General features: G+C 75.0%; 12 protein-coding genes. 6 read left to right on the top strand and 6 right to left on the bottom strand.

What is annotated here, in order from left to right; translation table 11 throughout:
• Positions 1-2: 2 nt before the first annotated feature.
• From H7X46_RS04195 to H7X46_RS04185, 3 genes are read right to left on the bottom strand one after another with little or no spacing between them, the layout of a single operon-like run.
• Complete coding sequence (locus H7X46_RS04195) at positions 3-920, bottom strand: transketolase family protein (RefSeq protein ID WP_186358145.1); 918 nt, start codon at positions 918-920, stop codon at positions 3-5.
• Complete coding sequence (locus H7X46_RS04190; protein ID WP_186358144.1) at positions 917-1,636, bottom strand: transketolase; 720 nt, start codon at positions 1,634-1,636, stop codon at positions 917-919. Before H7X46_RS04190 ends, H7X46_RS04195 begins: the two co-directional genes overlap by 4 nt.
• Positions 1,637-1,681: 45 nt before the next feature.
• Positions 1,682-2,680, bottom strand: coding sequence for a TrkA family potassium uptake protein (locus H7X46_RS04185; RefSeq protein WP_222131614.1), 999 nt, complete (start codon positions 2,678-2,680; stop codon positions 1,682-1,684).
• Between the two features lie 117 nt (positions 2,681-2,797).
• Between H7X46_RS04185 and H7X46_RS04180 the strand changes: the two genes are divergently transcribed.
• From H7X46_RS04180 to H7X46_RS04155, 6 genes are all read left to right on the top strand, one after another.
• Positions 2,798-3,904, top strand: coding sequence for a sensor histidine kinase (locus tag H7X46_RS04180; RefSeq protein WP_370588601.1), 1,107 nt, complete (start codon positions 2,798-2,800; stop codon positions 3,902-3,904).
• Positions 3,901-4,731, top strand: a complete 831-nt coding sequence (locus tag H7X46_RS04175) for a LytTR family DNA-binding domain-containing protein (RefSeq protein WP_186358142.1) — start codon at positions 3,901-3,903, stop codon at positions 4,729-4,731. The genes H7X46_RS04180 and H7X46_RS04175 overlap by 4 nt, the downstream gene beginning before the upstream one ends.
• Positions 4,728-5,201, top strand: a complete 474-nt coding sequence (locus H7X46_RS04170) for a hypothetical protein (protein ID WP_186358141.1) — start codon at positions 4,728-4,730, stop codon at positions 5,199-5,201. Before H7X46_RS04175 ends, H7X46_RS04170 begins: the two co-directional genes overlap by 4 nt.
• The gene (locus H7X46_RS04165; protein ID WP_186358140.1) at positions 5,198-6,862 is read left to right on the top strand and encodes a cation acetate symporter; all 1,665 of its coding nucleotides are present in this window, start codon (positions 5,198-5,200) and stop codon (positions 6,860-6,862) included. Before H7X46_RS04170 ends, H7X46_RS04165 begins: the two co-directional genes overlap by 4 nt.
• A 184-nt stretch (positions 6,863-7,046) precedes the next feature.
• On the top strand, positions 7,047-7,400 hold the full coding sequence (locus H7X46_RS04160) for a DUF485 domain-containing protein (protein ID WP_186358139.1): 354 nt from the start codon (positions 7,047-7,049) through the stop codon (positions 7,398-7,400).
• The gene (locus H7X46_RS04155) at positions 7,397-9,013 is read left to right on the top strand and encodes a cation acetate symporter (protein WP_186358138.1); all 1,617 of its coding nucleotides are present in this window, start codon (positions 7,397-7,399) and stop codon (positions 9,011-9,013) included. Before H7X46_RS04160 ends, H7X46_RS04155 begins: the two co-directional genes overlap by 4 nt.
• Before the next feature lie 74 nt (positions 9,014-9,087).
• Here the strand turns inward: H7X46_RS04155 and H7X46_RS04150 are convergent, their stop codons facing one another.
• The 3 genes from H7X46_RS04150 to serS all read right to left on the bottom strand — a co-directional run bounded on the left by H7X46_RS04150 (position 9,088) and on the right by serS (position 15,008).
• Positions 9,088-12,459 carry an ATP-dependent DNA helicase gene (locus H7X46_RS04150; RefSeq protein WP_222131190.1) on the bottom strand — a complete coding sequence of 1,124 codons (3,372 nt, stop codon included), beginning with the start codon at positions 12,457-12,459 and terminating at the stop codon, positions 9,088-9,090.
• Positions 12,460-12,515: 56 nt separating this feature from the next.
• Positions 12,516-13,529, bottom strand: coding sequence for a glycoside hydrolase family 16 protein (locus H7X46_RS04145; protein ID WP_186358136.1), 1,014 nt, complete (start codon positions 13,527-13,529; stop codon positions 12,516-12,518).
• A gap of 228 nt (positions 13,530-13,757) precedes the next feature.
• Entirely contained in the window at positions 13,758-15,008 is a 1,251-nt protein-coding gene (serS, locus tag H7X46_RS04140) for a serine--tRNA ligase (protein ID WP_186358135.1), read from the bottom strand.
• Positions 15,009-15,069: the final 61 nt, after the last annotated feature.

Below are 15,069 nucleotides of genomic sequence, written 5' to 3'. Positions count from 1 at the left end.
GCCTACGAGAGGAACTCGCGCACCGACCGCCGGATCCCGGCGACGTCCAGGCCGTGCGCGGCGTCGTGGTCTGCCGGCCGGCCGTAGCGGCGCAGCTCCGCGTGCCCGACCCCGAGCCCCAGCACCCGGTGCCGCACCCCGGACAGCGCCGCGGTCGCGTGCGGCACCGAGGTGCCGGCCAGGTAGGGCTCGACCAGCACGACGTCCGGTGCGGTCAGGGTCGCCCGCAGGGTGGCGGCGTCGAACGGGCGGACCGTCGGCGCGTAGAGCACCGTGACGTCGAGGTCGGAGACCGCGGTGAGGGTCCGGTCGGCGAGCGGGCCCACGGCGACGACCGTGCCCCGGCTCCCGCGCCGCAGCACCGCCATGCCGGGACCGGTGCCGTGCGGGACCGCGTTGGAGGCGCCGGAGAGCCGGACGTAGACCCGGTCGTCGCCGGGCAGCGCGGACCGGAGCTGCGCCTCGGCCTCGTCGGCGTGCCCGGGCGTGTGCACGGTCCAGCCGTCGAGGGTGTCGAGCAGGGCGACGTCGCGGGAGCCGAAGTGGGTCTCCCCCGCGGCTGCCATGTCGTAGGACGCGCCCGCGGACACCAGCAGCGCGCCCACGTCCTGGTGGCCGAGGTCGAGCTTGAGCTGCTCGTAGGGCCGCTCGACGAGGAACGGCGCGAACGTGTGCACGACCGGGCGCATCCCGGTGAGCGCGAGCCCGCCCGCCGCGGAGACGAGCAGCTGCTCGCGGATACCGAGGTTGATCACCCGGTCGGCGACGGCGTCCGGCAGGTCGACGTAGCCGGCGCCGATGTCGGCGAGCAGCGCGACCGCCCGCGGGTCGGACGCGAGCAGCTCCGGCAGCAGCTGGTAGAAGCGTTCCCGCTGGTCAGCGGGGCGGTGCGTGGCGGTGAGCAGAGCAGACACGGTCATCGGGGGCTCCCCTTCGGCTCGACGTGGGCGACGACGGCCAGCGGGCGGCCCTCGTGCGGTGCGGTGAACGCGCGGTACAGCTCGTCGTGGTCACGGCCGTCGGTGTCGACGGTCGCCCACCCCTCGACGGCGAACCGGGCGGCGATCCCGCCGGGCCAGCCGTGCGACGCCGACGCGTTGTCGATCACGACGGCGGTGAGCCGGTCGAGCCGGGCCCGGCCGGCGTACTGGATCGCCTCGGCGTTGGAGCCCTCGTCGAGCTCGGCGTCGCCGAGCAGGACGACGGTGCGTGCCGGGCGGGCTGCGAGCCGCAGCCCGAGTGCGGTCCCGACGGCGAGCCCGAGGCCGTGCCCGAGCGAGCCGGACGAGATCTCGACGCCCGGGACCAGCGTGCGGTCCGGGTGCTGCCCGAGGCTCGATCCGAACCCCGCGAACCCGTCGAGGGCGCCCGGGTCGAGGAAGCCCTTCGCGGCCAGGACGGCGTAGAGCGCCATCGGGCCGTGCCCCTTCGAGACCAGGAGCCGGTCGCGGTCCGGGTCGTCGGCGTGCGCGGGGTCGACGCGCAGGACCCGGTCGTGGAGGACCCACAGGACGTCCAGGGTGGACGTCGCCGCGGGTTCGTGCTTCTCGTCGCCGGTCATCCGGGCCATCAGCCGGGGCAGCGCGGCGTACCCGGTGCCGGTGGTCGCCGGCGGATGTGTGGTGGAAGGAGTCATGCGACCACCGTGCGACCTGGAGCTGACTTCAGGTCAAGACGATGCTCACGGTTCGTCGGGCGGTGTGGCCTTCCGCACGTAGAGCAGCTGGTCGCCGCGTTCGAGGGCGTCCACCGCCGGCGAGTCGACCCGGTAGAGCTTGTCGCCCCGGACCACGCCCAGCACGATGTCGGGCAGGTGCCGCGGCGAACCGCCCACCTCGGCCGGCTCGACCGGGCGCTGGGTGATGGCGAACCCGGCGTCCGGGGTGAGCAGGTCCTCCATCACCTCGACGACGGCCGGGGACCGCGTCGCCACGCCGAGCAGCCGGCCCGCCGTCTCGTCGGAGACGATCACCGAGCTCGCGCCGGACTGCCGCAGCAGGTGCACGTTCTCCGCCTCGCGGACCGCGGCGATGATCGAGACCGTCCGGGACTGCTCGCGCGCGGTCAGCGTCACCAGCACGGCGGTGTCGTCCCGGTCCAGGGCGACGATCAGCGTCGTCGCCTGCTGCACCCCGGCGATCCGCAGCACGGCCGACCGGGTCGCGTTGCCGGAGACGGTCACCAGGCCCATCCCGGACGCGACGTCGAGCCGCGACCGGTCGGTGTCCACCACGACGATCTTCTCCGGCTCGACGCCGTCGCCCAGCAGGGTCTCCACCGCGGCCCGGCCCTTGGTGCCGTATCCGACGACGACGGTGTGCTCGCGCACGCGCGACCTCCAGCGCTGGGTCCGGAACGCCTGCCGGGAGCGCTCGGTGAGCAGCTCGACGGTCGTCCCGACGAGAACGATCAGGAACAGCACCCGCAGCGGGGTGATCACGGCGATGTTGATCGTCCGGGCCGTCGTGCTGACCGGGACGATGTCGCCGTAACCGGTCGTCGACAGCGACACGGTGGCGTAGTACAGCGCGTCGAGCAGCGAGATCTCGCCGGCGCCGTTGTTGTCCAGGTAGCCGTCCCGCCCGAAGTAGACGATCATCGTCGTCGTCGCGAGCGCGAACACCGCGATCAGCAGCCGGACCGTCAGGGAGCGGACCGGGCTCGACGGCGCGTCGGGCATCCGCAGCGCACCCGCGACCTGGAGGTCGTGGGCGGCAAGGCGGGAGGAGCGGATCACGTGCGGCAGGCTAACGCCCACGGGCCGCGGGACGGGCGCCTCGGGCCCTATCCTGACCAGGTGCCGGCCGAGGAGGACCCCGAACGTCGTGCGCGCGCGTCCGGCTCCCGCACCTCGCTGCGCCCCCGGCTGACCGGCCGGTTCCGGTCACCGGTGGCCGCCCCCACCGGCCCGGCGGAGGTCCTCGAGGCCGGGGTCGCGGTCGCCGAGGGGCTGCGCGAACCGGCCGGGTCGCCGGCCGCCGTGGAGGCCCTGCGCCGGCTCGCCGGGCTGTGCGGCGCCGACGCCGCCGGCCTGCTGCAGCCCGGTTTCCCGGCGACGTGGTGGGGTGCGGACCGGGACGAGGGCATCGCGCTCGGCCTGCGTGCGTGTGGCAGGCGGCGGGCCGAGGGGGACCTGGTGGCGCTCCCGCTGGGCGCCGACCCCGGGCCGGAGTCCCCGGTGCTGGTGCTCGGTGGTGTCCCGCTCGCCGCGGCCCGCCGGATCGCCGGGTTCACCGCCGACGCGCTCGAGCGGGCCCGGCTGGAGGACGGTGCCGCCGAGGCCGAGACCGCCCGCCTGCGCGAGCTGCGTGCCCAGATCTCGCCGCACTTCGTCTACAACGCGCTCACCACGATCGCGTCCTTCGTGCGCTCCGATCCCGCGCGGGCCCGGGACCTGCTGGAGACGTTCGCCGAGTTCATCCGGCACTCGCTCGCGGCCCGGGGCGACTACACGTCGCTGGCCGGCGAGTTCCGGTCGGTCGAGGCCTACCTGACGCTGGCCCGCGCCGTGCTCGGCGACCGGCTGCGCGTGCAGGTCCGGGTGGCACCCGAGGTGCTGCCGGTGCCGGTGCCGGTGCTGGCGCTGCAGCCGCTCGTGGAGAACGCCGTGCAGCACGGGGTCGAGCGGACCGCGGACGGGGGGCTGGTGCAGGTCAGTGGGGAAGCCGAGGGCGACGTCTGCGTGATCGCGGTCGACGACGACGGACCGGGCATGTCCCCGGAGCACGCCCGCGCGGTGCTGGCCGGCACGGCCGAGGGCGCCGGGCTGGCGCTGGTGAACGTCGACCGGCGGTTGCGTGCGGTGTACGGCCCGGAACACGGCCTGGTCATCGAGACCGCACCGGGCGCGGGCACCCGGATCGTGCTGCGGATCCCGCGCTTCCAGCCGGGGGTGCTCGCATGACCCCCGCCCCGCTGCGCGTCCTGGCGGTCGACGACGTCGCCCCCGCCCTCGACGAGCTCTGCGCGCTGCTCGCCGACGCCCCGGACGTGGGCGCGGTCGCCCGGGCCGGCGACGCCGTCGAGGCGCTGCGCGCCATCCCGGCCGGCGGGTTCGACGCGGTGTTCCTCGACATCACGATGCCCGGGATGGACGGTCTCGAGCTGGGCGGTGTCCTGGCGGCGATGGCAGAGCCGCCGGAGATCGTGTTCGTGACCGCGTTCGAGGAGCACGCCGTCGCCGCCTACGGCCTGGGCGCGGTCGACTACCTGCTCAAGCCGGTCGGCGCCGACCGGCTGGCCGACGCGCTGGCCCGAGTGCACCGGGCCCGCGCCGGCCGCACCGCGAGCGCGGCCGCGCCCGCACCGGTGGGCGAGACCGCGCCGCCCGTCCCCCGGGTCGACGAGCTCGGGGTGCTGCCGGTGGAGCTCGCCGGGCGGACCCGCTACGTCCGCCGCGAGGACGTCCGGTTCGCCGAGGCCCATGGCGACTACGTCCGGCTGCACACCCCGACCGGCTCGCACCTGGTCCGCATCCCGCTGTCCCGGCTGGAGGAGCACTGGGCCGCGCACCGGTTCGTCCGGGTGCACCGCAGCTTCCTGGTGCACCTGCCGGCGGTGCGGGAGCTGCGCAGCGACGCCGGGGGCGGCCTGCTCGCCCACACCGACGCCGGTGACGTCCCGGTCAGCCGCCGGCACGCCCGCGACCTGCGCGACCAGCTGCTGGCTGCGGCGACGTCCGGCGCCCTCGGCGACCCGGGCGGCGCGGGCCGGGGGCGGGGCCGCTCGTGAACCGCCCGCGCCGGGTCGCCGTGACCGCGCCGCCGGAGCCCGGCGGCCGCTCCCGCACGCCGGGCGCGCGTCCGGTGCCGGAGCCGGTGCTCGAACCGGGGCGTGCCGCGCAGGCCCGCACGATCCGCCGGGCCCAGCTGCGCCGGGTGGCGGTCACCCTGACCTGCGGTGCGGTGCTGCTGCTCGGCCTGCCGGTGCTGCTGCACGCGGTCCCGGGGCTCACCGGGTGGCGGGTGGGCGGGCTGCCGCTGGGCTGGATCCTGGTGGCCTGGGTGCCGTACCCGCTGCTGGCCGGGCTGGCGTGGTGGCACCTGCGCGGGGCCGAGCGGGTGGAGCGGGACGACCGGGCGGCCCGGACCGCGCGGGAGGACCGCGGGACGCCCGTCCGGCGGAACGGGCGGGCGGCGCCGGCCGGGCAGGACGAGCGGCCGGGCGACGGGCCGGGTGGGCTCCCGGCACCCGCACCGTGACCGGCGCCGCCGTCGTCGCGCTGGTCCTGGTCACCGTGCTGATCGGGGCCCGCGGCGTCGCCGCGATGCGCACCACGTCGGACTTCCTGGTCGCCTCCCGGCGGACCTCGCCGATGCTCAACGCCGCCGCCGTCTCCGGGGAGTACCTGTCGGCGGCCTCGTTCCTCGGCGTCGCGGGCCTGGTGATCAAGGAGGGCACCGGGGCGCTCTGGTACCCGGTCGGGTTCACCGCGGGGTACCTGCTGATGCTGGCCCTGGTGGCGGCCCCGATGCGGCGCAGCGGGGCGCTGACCGTGCCCGGTTTCGCCGAGGCCCGGCTGGGGTCGCGGGCGCTGCGCCGGTTCTGCGCGGTCGTCGTCGTGGTGATCGCGGGGCTCTACCTGGTCCCGCAGATCGTCGCGGCCGGCCAGCTGCTCACCCTGGTGTCCGGTGTGGACTACTGGGTGGGCGTCGTCGTGTCCGGGCTGGCCGTCGGCGTCACGCTCGCCCTCGGCGGGATGCGGGCGGCCACCTACGTCCAGGCGTTCCAGTTCGCGCTCAAGCTGCTGCTGTTCGCCGGACCGGCGATCTGGCTGCTGCTGCTCGCCGGGCCGTCGCTGCGCGCCGAGCTGGTCGCGCCGCCCGAGTTCACCCACTTCGCCCGGGAGACACCGGTCGACTTCCGGCTCGACACCGAGCTGGTGCTCACCGAACCGACCGCCGTCGCGATCGACGGTGTGCCCGCCGAGCTGGCCCCCGGGCCGCACCGGGCCCGCGCGGACCAGGTCTGGCTGTTCCCCCGGGGCGCCGCGGTGCCCGATCTCGGCGGCGGGGCGTCGCTGCCGGTGCCCGGCGGCGCGGACTGGGCGCTGCCGCTGCTCGGCACGGCGAACTCGACGCCGCTGCTGGCGACCTGGTCGGTGCTCGTCGCCACCGCGCTCGGCACGATGGGGCTGCCGCACATCATCGTCCGGTTCCACACCAGCCCGGACGGTCGCAGCGCGCGCCGCACGGCGGCGATCACCGTCGCGCTGCTGGGCACCTTCTACCTGTTCACGATCGTCTACGGCCTGCTCGGGACGGTGCTCACCCCGGAGCTCTACCTGTCCCAGGGCACCGACACCGCGGTTGTCACGCTGCCCGGCCGGGTCACCGGCGGCGGGACGGCGGCCGTGCTCACCGCCCTGCTCACCGCGGGGGCGTTCGCCGCGTTCCTGGCCACCTCGCTCGGCCTGCTCCTGGCGCTGTCCGGGGCGCTCGCGCACGACCTCATGCCGTCCGGGCTGCGCCGGCTCCGGCTCACCGCGCTGGCCGCGTCGGTGGCCGTGCTCCCGGCGGCGCTGCTGATGGTGCGGGTGGACGTCAGCGCCGCGGTCACGTCGGCGTTCACCGTCGCGGCGTCGACGTTCTGCCCGCTGCTGGTCCTGGGCCTGTGGTGGAGCCGGCTGACGGCCCGCGGCGCGGGCGCCGGCATGGTCGCCGGGCTGGTCTGTTCGGTGGGAGCCATGGGACTGAACACCGCGCTGGGGCTCGGCGGAACGGTCGGCATGCTGCTCACCCGACCGGCACTGTGGTCGGTCCCGCTGGCATTCCTCGTCATGATCGTCATGTCACTGGTCGATCACGTTCCGTCCGCGGCGGAGGATACGATGCTGCGGCTCCATCTGGCGGATCGTGAGTAACCGAGTGAGGTAGTACGGCCGTTGTCAAGACCGTTCGTCGTGTCCTGACGTGATCCACCCGCCGATCGTCGGCCACCGGCCTCACTGTCCGAATCGTGACCGTCTGTTGGGTTCCGCCCGCGGCGACGAGCAACTTTCCTGGGCGCACCCCGAGACCGCGCGCGGGAGATGCAAGGAGGCAGAGATGGGTACCGAATCCGAAGGCACCGGAGGGCCCCCACCGGGGGTGCCCGACTGGCGGGCCATCCAGGCAGGCAGCGACTTCCAGCAGCTGCGCAAGCGGCTCCGGGGGTTCGTCTTCCCCGTCACGGCGGCGTTCCTCGTCTGGTACCTGCTGTACGTGCTGCTGGCCAGCTTCGCGCCCGGCTTCATGTCGATCCGGGTACTGGGGAACATCAACATCGGCCTGATCTTCGGGCTGCTGCAGATCGTGTCCACGTTCGCGATCACGATCTTCTACGTCCGGTTCGCGGACCGCTCGCTGGACCCGCTCAGCTCGAAGATCCGTGAGGAAGCCGAGAGGAGCACGAAGCGATGACCGTGCTGGCCCAGGGGATCGTCGGCAGCAGCCCGGTCCTCAACATCTCGATCTTCGCGGCGTTCGTCGTGGTGACGCTGGCGATCGTGCTCTACGTCAGCCGGCAGGCCACCCGCAGCGCCTCGGACTACTACGTCGCCGGTGGCGGCTTCACCGGGCCGCAGAACGGCCTGGCCATCGCCGGGGACTACCTCTCGGCCGCGTCGTTCCTGGGCATCGCCGGGGCGATCGCCGTGAACGGCTACGACGGGTTCCTCTACTCGATCGGCTTCCTGGTCGCCTGGCTGGTGGCGCTGCTGCTCGTCGCGGAGCTGCTGCGCAACACCGGCAAGTTCACGATGGGCGACGTGCTGGCCTTCCGGATGCGCCGGGAACCGGTGCGGGCCGCGGCGGCCGTGTCCACGCTCGCGGTGTCGCTGTTCTACCTGATCGCCCAGATGGCGGGGGCCGGTGGCCTGGTCGCCCTGCTGCTCAACGTCTCCGGTGCGTTCGCCCAGGGACTCGTCGTCGCGGTGGTCGGCGTCGTCATGCTCATCTACGTGCTGGTCGGCGGCATGCGGGGCACCACCTGGGTGCAGATCGTCAAGGCGACGCTGCTGATCGCCGGCGCCATCGTGATGACGGTGTGGGCACTGGCCCTGTTCGGCTTCAACCTCTCCGCGCTCCTCGGTGAGGCGGCCTCGAAGTCGCCGGACGGGCAGGCCCTGCTCGAGCCGGGCCTGCAGTACGGGACGAGCACCACCACCAAGCTGGACTTCGTCTCGCTGTCCTTCGCCCTGGTCCTGGGCACCGCGGGGCTGCCGCACGTCCTCATGCGGTTCTACACGGTGCCCACCGCCAAGGAGGCCCGGAAGTCCGTCGAGTGGGCCATCTGGCTGATCGGCCTCTTCTACCTGCTCTCGCTCGTGATCGGCTACGGCGCGGCCGCGATGGTGCCCGGCGGCGCGGAGACGATCTCGAACGCGCCGGGCGAGGAGAACTCCGCGGCGCCGCTGCTCGCGTTCACCCTGGGCGGCCCGATCCTGCTCGGCGTGATCTCCGCGGTGGCCTTCGCGACCATCCTCGCCGTCGTGGCCGGCCTGACGATCACGGCGTCGGCGTCGTTCGCGCACGACGTCTACGCGAACATCATCAAGCACGGCCAGCTGGACCCGGACGGTGAGGTCCGGGTCGCCCGGATCACCGTCCTGGTGATCGGTGCGCTGGCGATCGTGGGCGGCATCGCCGCGCTCGGCCAGAACATCGCCTTCCTGGTCGCGCTGGCGTTCGCCGTCGCGGCCTCGGCGAACCTCCCGACGATCCTGTACTCGCTGTTCTGGAAGCGGTTCAACACCACCGGTGCGCTGTGGAGCATGTACGGCGGGCTGAGCATCTGCCTCGTTCTGATCATCTTCTCGCCCGCGGTGTCCGGCGCCGAGAGCGCGATGATCCCGAGCGCGGACTTCGCGCTGTTCCCGCTGAAGAACCCGGGCCTGGTGTCGATCCCGCTCTCGTTCCTGCTCGGCTACCTCGGCACCGTGCTGTCCAAGGAACGCGCTGACGAGGACAAGGCCGCCGAGATGGAGGTGCGGTCCCTCACCGGCACGGGGGTGGAGAAGGCCATCTCGCACTGACCTCTCCGCCGTACGCGCCCGCGAGCCCGCGTCCCGGACATCCCGGGCGCGGGCTCGCGGGCGTCCGGGCCCTGCTAACCCGCCGGCACCCCCGCGACCAGCTGCTGCAGCCGGTCGACGTCCAGCAGGTCGGCGGGCCGCAGCGTGACGCCGTCGCGCACGTAGTGGAACGCCGCCCGGACCCGCTCCGGCGACACCCCCTGCAACGCCGCCCACGCCAGCCGGTAGGCGGCCAGCTGCACCCCGACGGCGTGCTCCCGGTCGGGGCCCGGCGGGCTCCCGGTCTTCCAGTCGACCACGGTCCAGCCGCCGTCCGGGTCGGCGAACACGGCGTCCATCCGGCCCCGGACCGCGACCCCGGCGAGCACGGTCTCGAAGGCCACCTCGACGTCCACCGGCCGGCGGTCCGCCCACTCGGACGCCTCGAACGCGGCCTGCAGCTCGGCCAGGTCGGCGGCGTCGGACCCGGAGGCCGCGGACTCGTCGGCCGCGCCGGGCAGCTCGTCGAGGTCGAGCAGCCGTTCCGCGCCGAACCGCTGCTCCAGCCAGGCGTGGAACGCGGTGCCGCGGCGGGCGTGCGGGTTCGGCGGCACCGGCACCGGGCGGCGGAGCCGGACGGCCAGCGCGTCCGGGTCGTCGGCGAGCTCGACCAGCCGGCTCACCGACAGGCGGCCCGGCAGCGCCACGGTCGGCCGGTCCGCGGCGGCGGCGCGCTCGGCGAGCAGGACGTCGACGTCGGCCGCCCAGCCCTCGGGGTCGTCACCGGCGTCCCCTCCGGCGTCGTCACCACCGGCCGGGGCGGGCTCCGGGTCGGGGAGCTCCAGGGCGAGCTGGTCGGCGGACGCCCGCCGCGGGCGCTTCGGCCTCCGGGCCCGCAACGCGGCCCGCACCAGGTCGGCGCCGGTGCGGACGTCGCCGGCGCGGTCCCCGAACGGGTCCGGCGGCCACTGCGCGGTGCGCTCGACCCCGAGCGCCGGGTTGCCGGTGTCGGCCTCCGGCGGTGGCGCCCACGCCTCCAGCACGCCGACCTCGGAGCCGCCCGGGCCCTCCAGGATCTCGGCGAGCTCGGTGAGGAACACCGACGGCTCCTTGGGCCGCTCCCCGGTCGCCGGCCACCGGTGCCCGGACGCGAGCAGCGTCCGCTCCGCCCGGGTCAACGCCACGTAGAACAGCCGGCGCTCCTCGGCGAGCCTGCGCTCGTCGAGGGCCGCGTCGTGGTCGTCGAGGGCCTTCTCGACCTCCTTGCGGTCCGCGCCGGGCGGCGGGAGGTCGAGCCCGGGGAGGTCGTCGGCGTCGCCGCGCAGCGGGACCGGCAGCTCGGAGGGGTCCTTGAGCCAGCTGCCGGACATCTTGCGGCCGGGGAAGACCTGTGCCACCAGGTGCGGGACGGCGACGACCTCCCACTCGAGGCCCTTCGCGGCGTGCACGGTGAGGATCTGCACCCGGTCCGGCGCGACCTCGACCTCGCCCGGGGTGAGACCCTCCTCGGCCTGCTCGGCGGTGTCGAGGTAGTCCAGCAGCGCGGGCAGCGACGGCACGTCCGCGCCGGCCGCGAACTCGGCGACGACGTCGGCGAACGCGTCCAGGTGCGCCCGCCCGGTCGGGCCGGGCCGGGCGGTCGTCTCGACGTCGAGCAGCAGGGTGCGCTCGACGTCGGCGACGAGGTCGGTCAGCGGTGCCGCCGCGCGGGCCCGCAGCTGGGACAGCTCGCGCCCGATCCGCCGGATCCGGTCGAACCCGGCCGGCGAGTAGCGGTCCGGCTCGCCCGGGTCGTCGAGCGCGTCGACCAGGCCGGCCTGCTCGGCGTGCTCCCCCGGCAGCGCCCCGAGCGCGAGATCGGCCGCGGTGAGCGGGCCGGGGCGGGCCGGGCGGGCCGGGACCAGCTCGCGGGCCCGCTGCCACAGCGCGGCCAGGTCGGCGATCCCGAGCCGCCAGCGCGGGCCGGTCAGCAGCCGGACGGCGGCGGGCCCGGCCAGCGGGTCGGACACCACCCGCAGCGCGGAGACGAGGTCGCGGACCTCGGGGGTGGACAGCAGCCCACCGAGCCCCACCACCTCGACCGGGACGTGCCGGTCACGCAGCGCGGCCGCGATCGCGTCCATGTCCGAGCGGCGGCGGACCAGCACCGCCGCGGTCGGCGGGTCACCGCCGTCCTCGGCGTCGGCGTGCCACCGGGTGGCGATCCCGTCCGCCAGCCAGTCGATCTCGGCGGCGACATCGGGCAGCAGCGCGACCCGGACGTCGCCGGGCCCGGCCCCGTCGAGCGGACGCAGCTCACCGACCCGTACGGAGCCGGGCGCGGTCCGGAGGGGTTCGGAGACGCGGTTGGCCAGCGCCAGCACCTCGGCCGGGTTGCGGAAGCTGGTCAGCAGGCCGTGCACCGGCGCCGGGTCGCCGCGCCCGGTCGGGAAGTCGGTGCGGAACCGGGCGAGGTTCCCGGCGCTGGCCCCGCGCCAGCCGTAGATCGACTGGCAGGGGTCGCCGACGGCGGTGACCGACCGGTGCCCGTCATCGGGTTCCGGGTCCGGCGCCAGGCCGGGCGGGACGCCGTAGAGGGCGCGCAGCAGCACCCGCTGGGCGTGCCCGGTGTCCTGGTACTCGTCGAGCAGCACCGCCCGGTACTGGCCCCGCTCGATCCGCCCGACCTCCGGGTCGGCCTCGGCGATCCGGGCGGCGAGCGCCATCTGGTCGGAGAAGTCCATCGCCTGCTCGGCCTGCTTGCGCCGGGCGAACTCCGCCACCAGCGGCAGCAGCTCCAGCCGCATCCGCTGCCCGGCGATCCGCGCCTTGTACCCGGCGGACGGTTCGGCGCGCTGCCGCTTGCCGGGCGGGGCGTGCTCGAGCACCGGGAGCATCCGGGCGGCGAGCCGCTCGACGCCGGCCGGCTCGGCCAGGTGCTCGCCCAGCTCGCCGGCCAGCGCGAGCAGGTAGCCGGTGACGGTCGCCGGCACCCGGTCGACCTCCAGGTCGGCGGCCCAGGTGGAGACGACCCGGTGCGCGAGCTGCCAGGCCGCGGTGGGGCTCAGCAGCCGGTTCGCCGGTTCGGCCGGCAGCCGCAGCGCGTGCTCACCGACCAGCCGCCCGGCGTAGGCGTGGTACGTCGACACGGTCGGCTCCCCGGCCAGCAGTGCCGCCCTCCGGGAGCCGCCCGGGTCGAGGTCGTCGAGCAGGCGGGACCCGGCGAGCCGGCGCAGCCGGGAGCGGACGCGGGTGCCGAGCTGCTGGGCGGCCTTGCGGGTGAACGTGAGGCCGAGGACCTGCTCGGGCAGCACCCGCCCGGTGGCGACCAGCCAGACGACGCGGGCCGCCATCGTCTCCGTCTTGCCCGCCCCCGCCCCCGCGACGACCAGCGCCGGGCCGGCCGGCGCGGCGATCACCGCGGCCTGCTCCTCGGTCGGCGGGTGCAGGCCGAGCGCGGTGGCGAGCTCGGCGGGGGTCGGGTCCATGCGCACCGTTGTACCGGGCCGCTCCGACAGCCGGCTCCGGGGCCGGCCGGGGTGCTTCAGCGGCGCACGGGTGCGGAGATCCGCGCCCAGTCCACCTGCAACCGGACCTGGTCCGGGGTCGTCGCGTCCGGGCCCGGGATCCACTTCTCGGACGGGCCCTGGTCGAGCTGGATGCACAGGTGCATCGGCTTGGTCGGGATCGCGCGGCGGTCGGTGATCTCCCACCGCTTCTGGCCGTCGACGTACCAGGTGATCCGCTCCGGCAGCCACTCCAGCGCGAAGGTGTGCCACTGGGTGAAGTCCCCGGGCGCCTCGGTGGACAGCACGTGGTTCTCCGCGCCGTAGTGCACGAACGCCGTGGCGGCCCGCCGGTCGCCGTAGGGGATCTCCATCATGTCCAGCTCGCCGTCGTGCGGGAACCGCTCGGAGTCCGGCCACAGCAGGATCGCCGGGCTGAAGCCGGTGCCGCGGTCGGTGCGGGCGCGGAACTCCCAGCGCCCGTGCAGCCGCCCGGTGTGCATCGCGATCCCGCCGGACACGCCGCCGCCCTCGGCCCGCGGGCGTGCGGTGATCGTGAGCAGCCCGTCCCGCACCCCGACCGCCGACGGCCTGCGCAGGCCGTGGCCGAACCCGCCGACCGAGTTGTAGGTGCTCCAGGTGGCCCCGTCGACGCCGGTGCCGTTGAACTCGTCGCCACCGACCGGGCGCCATCCCGGCGGCGGCGGCAGCGGGGGCGGCGGCGGGACCTTGTTGGCGAGCGCGGACGCGTCCGGATCGCTTCCGCCCGGGAGCCCGGGCGGGGCGAAGACGGTCCAGGCCACCCCGGCGAGGGCGACGAGCACGAGCGTCATCGCCCCGGCGCCGTGCGCGATCCGGCGCCCGAGGCCGGAGCGGCGCTGCCGCCGTTCGCGGCGGCGTTCCCGCCGCTGCGCGCGCCGGTGTTCGGTGCGGGCGCGCTGCTCGTCGCGCCGGGCGCGGCGGTGGTCCCTGCGCTCCCGGCGGCGCTCCGCGCGGGGACGGCGGCGCGAGCGCGGATCCGGTCGGACCCTGACCGGAGTCGCGCGGACCACGGGTGCGGTCGGTGGGGCCGGAGGGACACGGACCGGCATGGTCGGTGGGACCGGACGCTCGTGCGGCCCGTCGCCCCGCGGCACCCGCGGAACGACCGGCAACTCCCCGGGCCGGTACCCGGGCACAGCACTCCCCGTTCGGTCCACACAAGATCCAACGGCTCGGCCGGCGGCGGGGTTGTTCCCCACGGTCACCAGGAGTAAGCGTCCACCCGTCCGGGTGACGGGTCAGGCCGGCGGCGCGCCGACCGTCGCCGGCGCTCCGTGCCGGCGCAGCACCTCCGGCACCGTGACGGTCCCGTTCGCGTCCTGGAAGTTCTCCATGATCGCGAGCATCGCGCGGGCCGTGGCGCCGGTCCCGTTGAGCGTGTGGACGTTCTCGGTCGGGGCGTTCGCCTCCCGGCGGAACCGGATGTTCAGCCGCCGGGCCTGGTAGTCGGTGGTGTTGGAGCAGGAGGTGATCTCGCGGTAGCGCTCCTGGACGGGGAACCAGGCCTCGATGTCGTACTTCTTCGCGGCCGGGTTCCCGAGGTCGCCGACGGCGATGTTCTGCACCCGGTACGGCAGCCCCAGCTCCTGCACGATCGACTCCTCGTGCGCGAGGAGCTGCTCGTGGACGTCCTTCGAGTCCTCGGGCAGGCAGTAGACGTACATCTCGACCTTGTCGAACTGGTGCACCCGGAACATGCCCTTGGTGTCCTTGCCCGCCGCCCCGGCCTCGCGACGGAAGTTCGTCGAGAAGGCCACGTAGCGGGCCGGCAGGGTCTCGACGTCGACGATCTCGTCCATGTGGATGCCGGCGAGCGCCACCTCGGACGTGCCCGTCAGGTACAGACCGTCCTTCTCCAGCTGGTAGAGGTTCGACTCCTCGGTCGGGAGGAACCCGGTGCCGTACATCGTCCGCTCGTTCGACAGCACCGGCCCGAGGACGGGCACGAAGCCCTCCCCCACCAGCTTGTCGATGACGTAGCGGAACAGGGCGAGCTCGAGCAGCGCCACGTCGCCGATCCGGTAGGCGAACCGCGACCCGGCCATCCGGGCACCGCGGGCCATGTCCACCCAGCCGGTCGGCGAGCCGAGGTCCAGGTGGTCCTTGGGCGGGAAGTCGAACGAGGGCCGCTCGCCCCACGTCCGGACGGTGACCGCGTCCTCCTCGGCCATCCCGTCGGCGGCGGTCGGGTCGGGCAGGTTCGGGATCCGGGCGAGCAGCTCGGCCCGCTCGGTGTCGGCCGCGGCCAGCTCCTCCTCGGCGGCGCGCAGCTCGTCCTTCTCCTGCTTGAACTGCTCCACCTGCTCCGGGGTCGGCTTGCCCTTGGGCCGCTGCTTCTGCGCGGCGCGGAGGCCGCCGACGCGGTCGGTGAGCTCCCGCCAGCGGACGTCGACCTCCAGCAGCGCGTCGAAGTCCGCGGACGCGCCCCGCCGGGACAACGCCGTGCGGAACCGCTCCGGGTCCTGTCGGGCCGCCTTCAGGTCGATCACTGCACGCCCAGCCTCTCGTGTCGGGGGTGGCCATCCTAGAACCGGGAATGATCGGGACCGT

The organism is Pseudonocardia sp. C8, from assembly GCF_014267175.1.
In the GTDB taxonomy this organism is placed as follows: domain Bacteria; phylum Actinomycetota; class Actinomycetes; order Mycobacteriales; family Pseudonocardiaceae; genus Pseudonocardia.
This window is presented reverse-complemented; position numbering and strand designations above follow the sequence as displayed.

What these genes read in the sequence shown, in the direction of transcription:
- H7X46_RS04195 (WP_186358145.1), bottom strand. Translation starts at nt 920, where the DNA reads ATGACCGTGTCTGCTCTGCTCACCGCCACGCACCGCCCCGCTGACCAG.
- H7X46_RS04190 (WP_186358144.1), bottom strand. Translation starts at nt 1,636, where the DNA reads ATGACTCCTTCCACCACACATCCGCCGGCGACCACCGGCACCGGGTAC.
- H7X46_RS04185 (WP_222131614.1), bottom strand. Translation starts at nt 2,680, where the DNA reads ATGCCCGACGCGCCGTCGAGCCCGGTCCGCTCCCTGACGGTCCGGCTG.
- H7X46_RS04175 (WP_186358142.1), top strand. Translation starts at nt 3,901, where the DNA reads ATGACCCCCGCCCCGCTGCGCGTCCTGGCGGTCGACGACGTCGCCCCC.
- H7X46_RS04160 (WP_186358139.1), top strand. Translation starts at nt 7,047, where the DNA reads ATGGGTACCGAATCCGAAGGCACCGGAGGGCCCCCACCGGGGGTGCCC.
- H7X46_RS04155 (WP_186358138.1), top strand. Translation starts at nt 7,397, where the DNA reads ATGACCGTGCTGGCCCAGGGGATCGTCGGCAGCAGCCCGGTCCTCAAC.
- H7X46_RS04150 (WP_222131190.1), bottom strand. Translation starts at nt 12,459, where the DNA reads ATGGACCCGACCCCCGCCGAGCTCGCCACCGCGCTCGGCCTGCACCCG.